Annotated in this window: 7 protein-coding genes; 5 read left to right on the top strand and 2 right to left on the bottom strand. The window is 61.7% G+C overall.

Annotated elements, in window-relative coordinates:
* Positions 1–111: 111 nt before the first annotated feature.
* Entirely contained in the window at positions 112–1,740 is a 1,629-nt protein-coding gene (pvdP, locus tag NK667_RS05475; RefSeq protein WP_054617347.1) for a pyoverdine maturation tyrosinase PvdP, read from the bottom strand.
* Positions 1,741–1,972: 232 nt separating this feature from the next.
* Here pvdP and pvdM point away from each other — a divergent pair, with 232 nt between their 5' ends.
* From pvdM to NK667_RS05450, 5 genes are all read left to right on the top strand, one after another.
* Positions 1,973–3,343 carry a pyoverdine-tailoring dipeptidase-like protein PvdM gene (gene pvdM, locus NK667_RS05470; RefSeq protein ID WP_054617348.1) on the top strand — a complete coding sequence of 457 codons (1,371 nt, stop codon included), beginning with the start codon at positions 1,973–1,975 and terminating at the stop codon, positions 3,341–3,343.
* Entirely contained in the window at positions 3,340–4,623 is a 1,284-nt protein-coding gene (gene pvdN / locus NK667_RS05465; protein ID WP_054617349.1) for a pyoverdine-tailoring periplasmic protein PvdN, read from the top strand. The genes pvdM and pvdN overlap by 4 nt, the downstream gene beginning before the upstream one ends.
* Before the next feature lie 238 nt (positions 4,624–4,861).
* Positions 4,862–5,749 carry a dihydropyoverdine dehydrogenase gene (pvdO, locus tag NK667_RS05460; protein WP_054617350.1) on the top strand — a complete coding sequence of 296 codons (888 nt, stop codon included), beginning with the start codon at positions 4,862–4,864 and terminating at the stop codon, positions 5,747–5,749.
* A 130-nt stretch (positions 5,750–5,879) separates the two neighbouring features.
* The gene (locus NK667_RS05455) at positions 5,880–7,538 is read left to right on the top strand and encodes a cyclic peptide export ABC transporter (protein ID WP_054617351.1); all 1,659 of its coding nucleotides are present in this window, start codon (positions 5,880–5,882) and stop codon (positions 7,536–7,538) included.
* A 136-nt stretch (positions 7,539–7,674) separates the two neighbouring features.
* Positions 7,675–11,805: an amino acid adenylation domain-containing protein gene (locus NK667_RS05450; RefSeq protein ID WP_054617391.1), complete on the top strand. Its 4,131-nt coding sequence runs from the start codon at positions 7,675–7,677 to the stop codon at positions 11,803–11,805.
* A gap of 463 nt (positions 11,806–12,268) precedes the next feature.
* Here NK667_RS05450 and NK667_RS05445 read toward each other — a convergent pair whose 3' ends face one another.
* Complete coding sequence (locus NK667_RS05445; protein WP_054051488.1) at positions 12,269–12,637, bottom strand: DUF6124 family protein; 369 nt, start codon at positions 12,635–12,637, stop codon at positions 12,269–12,271.
* Positions 12,638–12,756 lie beyond the last annotated feature (119 nt).

Here is a 12,756-nt window from a genome sequence, read left to right as displayed (position 1 = left end):
TTCGCGAGCAAGCCCGCTCCCACAGGGGATCTCAGGTGTTCACAAATACTGTGTTCACCATAGATCTTGTGTGGGAGCGAGCCTGCTCGCGAATGAACGATAACGCCGTCGTCAAACCTGCCGCTGCTTGACCTTCAAATTCCGTGCATACCACGGCCGTTGCGGCACGCGGCGGAACAGGTCGGCGAGTTTCTTTTCGTCGGTGCCGAAGGTGATGCGCAGCGCGAGTTTCATGGTTTCCGGGTCCATTTCCACCGACTTGCCCGCCTGCAATCCCGGCGTGGTGCTGCACCCGTGGGTGCTCGGGCCGAGCCAGGGGTCGTCGACTTCGACGAAGCGGCCCGGGGCGAACCACGGCACGCCATTGACCTCCAGCCGCGTGACCTCCCCCGGATGGAAGCGTTCATGCGCGCGGTACCAGTCTTCCAGACGATCATCGATCCAGCCGTGGAAATGCCAGAACACCGGGTTCACATGGGAAGAAAATGGGTCACCGAGAAAATCGTTTTCCGGCCCGAACCAACGTGCGGCAAAGTCCGAAGGATCCCGGGCGAACGGCACCGGCTGACCATTCGATGGATCCCGCGGCACCGACGCCCAGCGCATGTGCAGCCAGTCATGCAAACCCAGTTCGACTTCCGAACCGAACTGCCCCAACGTCAACTTCGACAGATAACGCGGATCGCGGTACTGCGATTCCCAGACCTGGAAATTGCTGTGATACGTCTCGGCGGTCTTGATGTCGCTGACCCACTGGGTGTACTCCGGATCCTCGCCCGCCAGCCAGGTCGGCGGCAGTGAAGCCCCATCGTGGTTGTCGAAATAGCGGGCAAAACCCTGGCGATCCCGCTCCAGTTCCGGTTGCGGCATCGGGAAGTTTGGCCAGGACGGCAGGTCTTGCATCGAGCGCGCGGTGGCGAGCATGTGCCGGTGCATAAAGAAAAAATCCACGCCTGAACCATTGCGATCCTTCTTCGGACCCCGGGCATCGCGCTCCTTGTCCCGCGGGCCGGGCTGCCAGCCAATCCCGCGCAAGGCCCCGCGCTTGTCTTCGGAGAGCGTGTGCCATTTATCCCGCGAGGCATGCCAGAGCTGATGAAACAAACGATGCTCCGGAGAAATCAGCCACGCCAGTAACGTCGAATTCAGACCGGTACGCTCCCGCGCTTCAGGAAACAGGCGCTTGTGCGCGACAAAGCGATTGTCCAGCGCCGGTAAACCGAGTGGACGGTCCAGCCGCAGAATGCGCCCGCTGAGCGTGCCACTGCCGGCATTGCCGAAATCGGCCCAGACCTCATCGAGAATCACCGACAACTCATACGTCGCTGCGCCGTTGGCCGATTGCGTATCGATCAGGCGCCAATACATCTCGCCAGGCTTGGGTGACACCAGATCGCCCATGAGCCGATAACGCGGCTCAGCATCGCCACGCAACTGCTGCGCGGTGTCCAGATAACCGCGCAAGCCGCGCCCGCGCTGGGCGACGTCGAGCAACAGTTCCAGGCCTTGCAACGGCAAACCATCGAGGCCCGCCTGCGCGCCCTCGAAGCGAACATCCCAGACGCCACGCAGCGAATTCGCCAGATGCTGGCCCGCAGTGTCCGCCAGATCGACCGTCGCCTCACCAGGGGTGATCGTCGGGTCCGGCTTCGTCCATTCGCGATGCCCATAAAAAGCCGCAGGCACGGCGGCGCCGGTCAGCGCCAGGCCCGCCATGAACCATCGTCGAGAAATCGTCATTGCCCTACCTGTGTCAGCCATGAAGCAGGCTTTATCCAAGCTAGAACGTTCATCCTGCCGACAAATTTAAGAGCTTCGCGGGCAAGCCTCGCTCCTACAGGTTATGCGTCGCGCATCTGTAGGAGCGAGGCTTGCGAACAACCACCTAAATTTTCCCGCCAGCCACTCGTTCTTCCCAGATAGCAAAGGCCCCTGCGCCTGCACCTCGACGGCGAACCTGACTGAGATGGCAATGACAAAACCACGTTCGAAAAAGGCTCTTTACATCGGCCTGCCGCTGGCTCTGGCGATAAGCGCCGGTGCAGGCTATGCAGCCTGGGATTACTGGTTCAAGGACAACCCCGGCTACCCGGTCAAAGTGATGAAGCAGGCCGACGAACTCCACGAACGCATACTGTCTTTCGACAGCCACGTCAGCCTGATGCAGAACTTCGGCACCCAGGGCAACGAGGCGGACAAGGATGGCAAAGGCCAGTTCGACTTGGTCAAGGCCAATCGCGGCCATCTCTCCGGCGCGGCCCTGACGATTTTTGGCTGGCCGGAAATCTGGAACGGCGCCAACGCACCGCACAAGCCTACCGCCGGGTTTCTCGAAGAAGCGCGCAACCAGCAGGAGATCCGCTACAAGATCATCACCGGGATGGTCCGCGACTTCCCCAATCAGGTCGCCATCGCCTACACCCCCGACGACTTCCGTCGCCTGCACGGTGAAGGCAAGTTCGCCATTTTCATCAGCATGCTCAACGCCTACCCGCTGGGCCACGACCTGAGCCTGCTGGACCTGTGGACGGCGCGCGGCATGCGCATGTTCGCGTTCAGCTACATCGGCAACAACGACTGGGCCGATTCCTCGCGGCCGCTGCCGTTTTTCAACGATTCGCCAGACGCCCTCGACGGTCTCTCCGACCTCGGCAAACAAGCGGTGCATCGCTTGAATGACCTGGGGGTGATCATCGACGTCTCGCAAATGTCGACCAAGGCCCTGGAGCAAGTCGCGCAACTGAGCCGCACACCGCTGGTTGCCTCGCACTCCGCGCCACGGGCCATGGTGGATATCCCGCGCAACCTCAGTGACAAAGAACTGCAACTGATCAAAAACAGCGGCGGCGTGGTGCAGATCGTCGGCTTCTCGCAGTACCTCAAACCGCTGTCGCAGCCGACCCAGGACAAGCTCAACGCACTGCGCCAACGCTTCGACCTGCCGCCCCTGCCGAACCTCGCGATGGCGCTGATGCCGGGCGACCCGATCATCTCCGCCTGGTCCGAGCAGAAGTTCGGCCAGTACGCCAGCGGCCTCTACGCGATCCTCGAAGAAGAACCCAAGGCCAGCCTCAAGGATCTGGGCGACGCCATCGAATACACGGTGCGCAAAATCGGTATCGACCACGTCGGCATCAGCTCCGACTTCAACGAAGGCGGCGGCGTCAAAGGCTGGGAGAACGTCAGCGAAATCCGCAACGTGACCGCCGAACTGCTGTCGCGCGGCTACTCCGAGGCGGACATCGCCAAGCTCTGGGGCGGCAACTTCCTGCGGGTCTGGGATCAAGTGCAGAAAGCCGCCAAGCCCGCATTGATTTCGCAGCAGGACAAGAGCAAACCATGAGTGATCGTCGAACCTTCCTGAAACAGGCCGGCATCCTCGCCGCCGGCCTGCCGCTGACTGCCGGCCTGCCCTCCGCCGCCAGTGCCGCAGCAAAAGCACCAGTGTCCGGGGACAAATGGGCGCAGTTGCGCCAACTGTTCGACCAGGACCCGGCCTATCTGCATTTCTCCAATTTCCTGATCACCTCGCACCCCAAACCCGTGCGCGAAGCCATCGAGATGCACCGCGCCGCCCTCGATAAAAATCCCGGGCTGGCGATGGATTGGGACCTAGGCGTGATCGAACAGCGCGAAGAAGAAGTTCGCGTGTGGGCCGGTCGTTACCTGCAAGCCGATGCCAAGCAGATCGCGCTGACCGGCAGCACCACCGAAGGCCTGGCGATGATCTACGGCGGCGTTCACGTGCGTCCCGATCAGGAAATCCTCACCACCGTCCACGAACACTACGCCACCCACACCATCCTCGATTTGCGCACCCAGCGCGACGGCACCAAGGTGCGCAAGCTCCGGTTGTTCAAGGATCCGCAGACGGTCACCAAGGAAGAAATCCTGACCGCCATCGACCAAGGCATCAAACCCGAGACCCGCGTTTTGGGCATGACCTGGGTGCAGTCCGGCAGTGGCGTGAAAACTCCGATCGCGGAAATCGGCGCGCTGGTGGACAAACACAACCGCAACCGCGCCGATAAGGACCGGATCATTTACCTGGTCGACGGCGTGCACGGTTTTGGCGTCGAGGACTTGAGTTTCAAGGCGATGAACTGCGACTTCTTTATCGCCGGCACCCACAAATGGATGTTCGGCCCGCGCGGCACCGGCATCGTTTGCAGCCGCAGCCCAGAGGTCAAATACGTCACGCCGATCATTCCGACCTTCTCCGAAGCCACGGCGTTTTCCACCACCATGACCCCCGGTGGTTACCACTCGTTCGAACACCGCTGGGCGCTGAACGAAGCCTTCAAATTGCATTTGCAACTGGGCAAGGCCGACGTCCAGGCGCGCATCCATGCGCTCAACAGCTACATGAAGAAACGCCTGCGAGCCCACCCGCAGATCGAGCTCGTCACGCCGCTGAGCCCCGAGTTGTCATCGGGTTTCAGCTTCTTCCGGGTCAAGGGCAAGAACAGCGACAAGATCGCCGCGTACCTGATGCAAAACAAAGTGGTCGCCGATGCGGTGGAACGCGACGTCGGCCCGGTGGTGCGCACCGCACCGGGGCTGCTCAACACCGAGGCTGAAATCGACCGCTTCATGGCGTTGCTCAGCACACAGCTCGGCTAAGGATGCGCCAACACAACCCCTGTGGGAGCGAGCCTGTGTGGTGAGGGGGCTTGCCCCCGTTGGAGCGCGAAGCGGTCCCAGAACCTACGATTGCGGTGCATCAGGCATACCACATGCGATGGTTTTACGACTGCTGCGCAGCCGAACGGGGGCAAGCCCCCTCGCCACATAAGCCCGCTCCCACAGGGATGCGCATTGAACAGATACGACTCCTTTTACCTTTGTATCGAGAGAGATGATGAACAGTGAGCCGCGTAGTTTTTCCTTGAAGACGCTCCCCGCACTGGCTTTCGCCGCCGTGGTCGCTTGCCTGTTGCCGGGCCTCGCGCAAGCCGCCGCGCCTACCCAGCCGGGCAAGGTGTTCAAGGACTGCAAGGACTGTCCGGAAATGGTCGTGCTGCCCACCGGCACGTTCACCATGGGCACCCCGGAAGATGAAGTCGGTCGCGAGCCGGATGAAGGCCCGTTGCACCCGGTGACGTTCGCCAAACCGCTGGCCATCAGCCGCTTCCAGGTGCTGGCCGGCGAATGGGACGCCTACCTGCGTGACACCGGTTACGTGATGCCCGACGGCGATACCCGTCCGGGCCGCGAGTGCAAGGCTGGCGTGCCACGCTACGAGCGTACCGCCAAGCATCCGGCGGTGTGCATGGACTTCGAAGAAGCCAATGCTTATGTGGCGTGGCTGTCGAAAAAATCCGGCAAGGCTTATCGATTGGTCAGCGAATCCCTGCGCGAATACGCCTCTCGCGCCGGCAGCACCGGGCCGTTCCCCTTCCCGTTCGACGAAGGCAAGGAATACAGCATCGCCAAGCACGCCAACACCTACGGCGCGGCCGATGGCTACAACTTCACCGCGCCGGCAGGCAGTTTCCCGGCCAACGCTTTCGGCGTGTACGACATGCACGGCAACGTCTACGAGTGGACCGCCGATTGCTTCAACGAGAACTACGTTGGCGCGCCAAGCGACGGCAGTGCCTGGCTGAGCGGCGACTGCAAGGTGCGGCGCATCCGTGGCAACGACTGGGGCGAAGCACCGGTGTTCTCCCGTTCGGGCAATCGCAACGCTACCTACCCCGATACCCGTGGCGACTGGCTGGGCTTTCGCGTCGCTCGGGATCTGTGAGGCTCTCACCTCCCGTCGCATGACGTGCAACAAACCCGTGAGCGGCTAAATCGTCGCCCACGGGTTTCGTCTTTTAAGCAGCCAAACTCTTGAACCTTTGCCCTTAGCGGCACTTGAAGCGGAAACTTCCATGACCTCAAAATCCCGCGGAGCCTTCAGTGAAGTCCTCGGCCTGCTCAGGCCTTTCCGGGTCATCGTTGTGGTGTCGATCATGCTCGGCATGCTCGGTGGCCTCAGCATCACCGCGTTGCTGGCGACCATCAATGATGCGTTGAATGCCGCCGCCACCCCGTCCACCCGTGTGGTGCTCACTTTTATCGGCCTGTGCGCGGTGGCACTCGTAACGTCGATCCTGTCGGACATCGGCACCAACCATGTCGGCCAGCACATCATCGCCGGGCTGCGTAAATCCCTCGGGGAAAAAGTCCTGCTGGCACCGATCGAACAGATCGAGCGCTTCCGCAGTTATCGACTGATTCCGGTGCTGACCCATGACGTCGACACCGTCAGCGATTTCGCGTTTTCCTTCGCGCCGCTGGCCATCGCCTTCACCGTCACCCTCGGTTGCCTGAGCTACCTGGCCTACCTGTCGTTGCCGATGTTTGCCTTGCTGATGGTCGCCCTGGTGATCGGCACCGCGCTGCAATACGTGGCCCGCTCCAAAGGCATCAAGGGTTTCCAGGCCGCGCGCGAAGCCGAGGACGAACTGCAAAAGCACTACAGCGCGATTGCCGCTGGCGCCAAGGAGCTGCGCATCCATCGCCCGCGCCGCCAACGCATGTTCAGCCAACGCATCGAAGGCACCGCCGATTTCATCTGCAACACGCACATCCGCGCGGTCAACACCTTCGTGGTGGCCAAGACCCTCGGGTCGATGCTGTTTTTCGTGGTGATCGGCCTGGCGCTGGTCCTGCAATCGATGTGGCTGGGCTCCGATAAAGCGGTGCTCAGCGGGTTCGTGCTGGTGCTGCTGTACATGAAAGGACCGATGGAATACCTGATCACCACCCTGCCGGTGGTCAGCCGCGCGAACATTGCGTTCAAGCGCATTGCCGACCTGGCGGAGCAGTTTTCCTCCCCTGAACCGCACCTGTTGCTCAGCGACAAAGACGCGCCGAAACCGGTGGTCGAACACCTGGAATTGCGCGACGTGCACTTCGCTTTCCCGGCGGTGGACGGCAGCAAACCCTTCGCCCTTGGCCCGGTGAACCTGTCCATCTCCCAGGGCGAGATCGTGTTTATCGTCGGCGAGAACGGCGGCGGCAAAACCACGCTGATCAAGCTGTTGCTGGGGCTGTATGCGCCACAGGGCGGGGAAATCATCCTCAACGGCAAACCGGTTTTGGCGCATAACCGCGACGACTATCGCCAGTTGTTCACCACGATTTTCGCCGACTACTACCTGTTCGATGAACTGGTGCAAGGCGAGCAGAACGTTCCCGAGGACGCCAACCGTTACCTGGAACGCCTGGAAATCTCGCACAAGGTCAGCATCCGCGATGGCGCTTTCAGCACCACCGACCTGTCCACCGGCCAGCGCAAACGCCTGGCCCTGCTGAACGCCTGGCTGGAAGAACGCCCGGTGCTGGTGTTCGACGAATGGGCGGCGGATCAGGACCCGGCCTTCCGCCGGATTTTCTACACCGAGCTGTTGCCGGAACTCAAATACCTGGGCAAGACCATCATCGTGATTTCCCACGACGACCGTTACTTCGATGTCGCCGACCAATTGGTGCGGATGGAGGGCGGACGGGTCGTCGCGCAGAAGCAATCGTTGACGGCGGTCTGACCACGTTCTCAGCCAACGCCTGTCAATCCGCCGGAGCGCCCGCGCTCCGGCCGTTACCCACTGAATGTTTACCCGTGTGGGCGCGATGTCCGGCCAAGCCGTCAGCGCCCAGGCGGTCGCCGACGACGAGAGACCGATGAACGACATGATCGATGATGATTTACTGGCGCTGCTGCTGGCCGATGCCGGTGATCAACCCCAAGGCATTGCCGCCCGCGCGCAGAACACCCCGGCGCCGCTCTCTTTCGCCCAGCAACGCTTGTGGTTTGTGCAGCAACTGACACCGGACAGCGCCGCTTACAACCTGCCACGCGTAATGCGCATCAGCGGCGCGTTGCAGGCGCAGCGTCTGGAAATCGCGCTGAACCGAGTGCTCGATCGCCACGACATCCTGCGCACGGCGTTCCGCGAGATCGACGGTGTGGCGATGCAAGTGGTCGATGCTCAGGCAAGGCTGGTACTCGACGTGGAAGACCTGTCCGAACTCGCCGATGAAGACCGCGCCCGTCAGATTGCGCAGCGCATCGAGGCCCAGGCAGGCGCGCCGTTCGACCTGCGTCAGGCGCCGCTGATGCGCGCGACCTTGCTCAAGGTCGGCGCCGCAGAACACCTGTTGCTGATGAACATGCACCACATCGTTTCCGATGCCTGGTCCAACGCGATCCTGATGCAGGACCTCAACCGCGCCTTCGCCCAGGCCAGCGACGCAGACGCCCCGCCGCTGCCGCGTCCGCCGATTCAATACGCCGACTACGCTGCCTGGCAACGCGATGACTACCTGCACAGCGCGACCTGCGCCAACAGCGCCGACTACTGGCAAAACTACTTGGGCACGCCGTTGCCGACCCTGGATTTGCCGGTGGATTTCCCGCGCAGCGCGCAACAGCGCCATCCGGCCGGCAAGCATGAATTCGAACTGCCGGGCTCACTGTCGACGGCCCTGAACCGCTTCTGCCAGCAACAGGGCCTGACGCCGTTCGTGGTCGCGCTCGGCGCCTGGCAACTGTTGTTGAGCCGCTACAGCGGTCAGCGAGACTTCACCGTCGGCGTGCCGAACGCCACGCGCAATCGCAGCGAAACCCAAGGGCTGGTCGGCTTCTTTGTCAGCAGTCAGGTGTACCGCGTGCGCCTCGACCCGATGCTGTCCTGCAGCGATTTCCTGCAACGCCTGCGCCGCGAATCCCTGGCGGCGCTGGACCATGCGGATTACCCGCTGGAGCTGAGTTTCGATGCCCTGAACTTGCAGGCCAGCGCGCAAGCCAATCCGTTGTTTCAGGTGCTGTTCAACTGGCGCACCGACAGCGGCGAGCCTGCGCACATGGATCTGCATGGACTGGCGCTGGAGTTTCTTGATGCGGGGTTGGGTCAAGCCAAGTTCGATTTGTCGCTGGATGTCGCGTACTCGCAACACGGCGTGACAGCGAGCCTGGAATACAGCCGCGATCTCTACGCTTCGGCGACCATCGAACGTCTGGCGCGGCATTGGCAAAACCTGCTGCAAGGCATTGTCGATGGTTGCTGTCGGCGGATCGGCGAACTGCCGCTGCTGGATAGCGATGAGCAAAACGTGATGTTGAAGGATTGGCATCGTGTGGTTGAGCACGCCGCGCAGGCGCCGTGTGTGCAGCAGCGCATCGCGGCTCAGGCGGAACAGACGCCGGATGCGGTGGCATTGATTGTCGGCGACGATTGTTTGACCTACGCGCAACTGGATGCCCGCGCAAACCAGCTCGCGCATAAGCTGATCGAAGCGGGGGTTGGCCCGGATCGTTTGGTGGGCATTGCCGTCGAGCGCAGTGTGGAAATGATTGTCGGCCTGTTGGCGATCCTCAAGGCGGGCGGTGCTTATGTGCCACTCGACCCGGCGTATCCCGAGGATCGGCTGGCCTACATGATCGAGGACAGCGGCCTCGAACTGTTGCTGACTCAGTCCCATCTGCAAGCACGACTGCCGATTCCGGCCGGGCTCAAAACCTTGTTGCTCGATCAGGCGGCTGAGTGGCTGGCGACTTATCCGCAGACTTGCCCAACGGTGGCGCTGAGTGGCGAACATCTCGCCTACGTGATCTACACCTCGGGCTCCACTGGCAAGCCGAAAGGCGTGATGGTGCGCCACGCGGCCCTGTGCAATTTCGTCGAAAGCATGGTTCATCAACCGGGCCTCGCGGCTCAGGACCGCATGCTGTCGTTGACCACCTTCTCGTTCGATATTTTCGGTCTGGAAATCTACGGTCCGCTGCTGGCCGGCGCCCGTGTAGTGCTGACCGGCAAAGACGTGCACCAAGACCCGCAAGCCGTGCTCGAACTGATCGAGCGCCACGGTGTGACGGTGCTGCAAGCTACGCCATCCACTTGGCGCATGCTGCTCGACCACGAGCAAGCCTCGATCCTGACTGGCCGCATGTTCCTGTGCGGCGGTGAAGCACTGCCGCAGGAATTGGCCGAACGCATGCTCGCGCTGTCGCCAAAAGTCCGGAACCTCTACGGCCCGACCGAAACCACGATCTGGTCAGCCCTGCATCCGCTGACGCGCGAGAACCCGCGTCCGTACCTCGGCAAGCCAATCGACAACACCGCGCTGTACATCCTCGGCAGTGATTTGGAACTCAACCCGATCGGCGCACCGGGTGAACTGCTGATCGGCGGCGACGGCCTCGCGCGCGGTTATTTCCAGCGTCCAGCGTTGACCGCCGAACGCTTTGTGCCGGACCCGTTTTCGTTCAGCGGTGAGCGTCTCTACCGCACCGGCGACCTGACTCGTTACCGCGCCGAGGGCGTGATCGAGTACATCGGCCGCATCGACCATCAAGTGAAAATCCGTGGCTTCCGCATCGAACTCGGCGAGATCGAAGCGCGCCTGCTGGCGCTCGATAGCGTGCGCGAAACCGTGGTGGTGGCGCAGGACGGCCCGACCGGTCCACAACTGGTGGGTTATGTGGTTACGGCGACGGCTGTCGAGGATGAAGCCGCGTTGCGCGCCGAACTCAAGGCCAGCCTCAAGGCCGAATTGCCGGACTATATGGTGCCCGCGCACCTGTTGTTCCTCGCACAATTGCCGCTCACGCCCAACGGCAAAGTTGACCGCAAAGCCCTGCCACTGCCGGACCTGAGCCAGTCGCAGCGCCCGTTCGTTGCCCCGGTGACTCCGCTGGAAAAAGCCCTGGCCGAACTCTGGCAGGAAGCCTTGCAGGTCAAACGGGTCAGCCTGGACGATAACTTTTTCGAACTCGGTGGCCACTCGATCCTGGCGATTCAATTCATCTCGCAGTTGCATGCCCGCCTCGGGATAAAACTGGCGTTGCAACAAATGCTCGCTTACCCGACGGTCGAAGTTCTGGCCAGGTTCATCGCCCAGGAGCATCAGCAAAACACACAATGCGTGGTCGCGCTGAATGCCTCGACGGCCTCGGCGCCCGGACTTTTCTGCCTGCACCCCAGCGGCGGCATCGTGTTTTGCTACCAGCCACTGGCGAAAAAACTCGCACCCCACGCCAAAACCTTCGGCGTGATGCACAAGGGCTTTGCCGACAAGGCATCAGGCGCGCAGACCTGGGCCGAGATGATCACCGATTACAGCGCGCAGATTGTCGAGCAGCAGCCACATGGGCCTTATCGGCTGATGGGTTGGTCGTTGGGCGGCGCGATCGCCATGGACATCGCCGCGCGCCTTGAACAGCAAGGCCACGAGGTGAGTTTCCTGGGTCTGGTCGACACCAACGTGCCGGAACGTGACCTGCCCGCCGACCTGCCGCGCAAGCCGCTGGAACAAGACAACCCGAACCACCTCAGCGCGGAAAACGAACTGAAGGCGGCGCTCGAAGTGTTCACCCTGATGTTCGCGCACCTGGAAACGGCGGCGGCAAGTTTCATCGCCGAAAACCCCACGGCCGACCTCAAGGCCTTCTATCGCTGGGCCAGCGAACAGACGGCGACCGGGGAACAGGAAATGATCGCGACCCTGGACGGGATCAAGCAAGAGATCATGAACGCACAAGCCTTTGCGATCCACGAACGGCTGGTGGCAGCGTTCGAAGAATTCTCGCTGCCACGGCTCAAGGTCCAGGTCAGTTGCTGGTGGTCGCTGTCTCACAAAACCCTGGAGCAAGTACTGTTTTCGGAGCAGTTGCTCAGGGCCCACAACGTGACAGGCCAATTGCACACATCAATCCACACCCCGCTGCCGCACCGCAGCATGATCTACGCCGAGTCGCTGCTGGACTCGTTTACCGACGTGTTCCTTGGCGGCCAGGGCGAGTCCTGTAACTGATCGGGCGACGGCAAAAAAAGAGCAGGTTCAGCGCAATCCTCCTGTAGGAGCGAGGCTTGCCCGCGAAGAGGCCGTGTCAGCCGACATTCATTCAGCTGACACACCGCTTTCGCGAGCCCGCTCCCACAGGGATTTTGTGTCGGCCCGAATCAAATGAATGACGCTGGACCAATGTGGGAGCGAGCTTGCTCGCGATGACGGCGGCACATCCAACATCAAGATGACTGATCCACCGCTATCGCGAGCAAGCTCGCTCCCACAGGGGGGTTTGTGTCGAGCTCACATCATATGAACGACGCTGGCCCGCTCCCACAGGGAACAGCGTTTGCCGCAAATATTCGAACAACACAAAATAAGTGTGGGAGCGGGCTTGCCCGCGAAGAGGCCGTGTCAGCCGACATTCATTCAGCTGACACACCGCCTTCGCGAGCAAGCCCGCTCCCACAGGGGATGTGCCTGGCTGCTACACAGGCGTGTGGTTATCCAGCATGCGATTCGCCGCCATTTCACCCATCACAAGCGACCGATGCAACACCAGCATTGTTTGGCGTCGCGGGCCTTCCGACAGCTCGACGAGATCGTTGACCATCGCGCGGGCCGATGACAGCGATTCGTAGACCTCTGCCAGCAACGCTTCGTGATCCACCGCTGCGTCGATGGTGTAGAAGGTGCCGGACCTGCGGGGCGGTATCTGCGTTTTCGTCGCCCCGGGGTCGAGGTAGAACTTGAGCGCACGGTCGGCCGCCGCTTTCATTTTTTCAGGGTCAAGGTTGAAAGAAGCGTCGAACGGTACTGGACCGGTATTCGGAGGGTTGGGCGTTACTTTGAACATAGATAAAACTCCATCGCAAATTTGAGGAGCCATCACCTTCGCTACCAAACGACTGGGTGGCGGCCATACGTGGGTTGGTAGACCGGTCGCGACAGAAAACCCGGCGCTCCCGAAGGAGC

This window comes from Pseudomonas nunensis (genome assembly GCF_024296925.1).
Taxonomy (GTDB): Bacteria; Pseudomonadota; Gammaproteobacteria; order Pseudomonadales; family Pseudomonadaceae; genus Aquipseudomonas; species Aquipseudomonas nunensis.
Note: the sequence above shows the minus strand (reverse complement) of the source record. Positions and strands in the feature narration are given on the sequence as shown.

Bases quoted from the DNA above. Each gene is read 5' to 3' on its own strand.
- pvdO (WP_054617350.1), top strand. From the start codon at position 4,862: ATGAACAGTGAGCCGCGTAGTTTTTCCTTGAAGACGCTCCCCGCACTG.
- NK667_RS05455 (WP_054617351.1), top strand. From the start codon at position 5,880: ATGACCTCAAAATCCCGCGGAGCCTTCAGTGAAGTCCTCGGCCTGCTC.
- pvdN (WP_054617349.1), top strand. From the start codon at position 3,340: ATGAGTGATCGTCGAACCTTCCTGAAACAGGCCGGCATCCTCGCCGCC.
- pvdM (WP_054617348.1), top strand. From the start codon at position 1,973: ATGACAAAACCACGTTCGAAAAAGGCTCTTTACATCGGCCTGCCGCTG.
- NK667_RS05445 (WP_054051488.1), bottom strand. From the start codon at position 12,637: ATGTTCAAAGTAACGCCCAACCCTCCGAATACCGGTCCAGTACCGTTC.
- pvdP (WP_054617347.1), bottom strand. From the start codon at position 1,740: ATGACGATTTCTCGACGATGGTTCATGGCGGGCCTGGCGCTGACCGGC.
- NK667_RS05450 (WP_054617391.1), top strand. From the start codon at position 7,675: ATGAACGACATGATCGATGATGATTTACTGGCGCTGCTGCTGGCCGAT.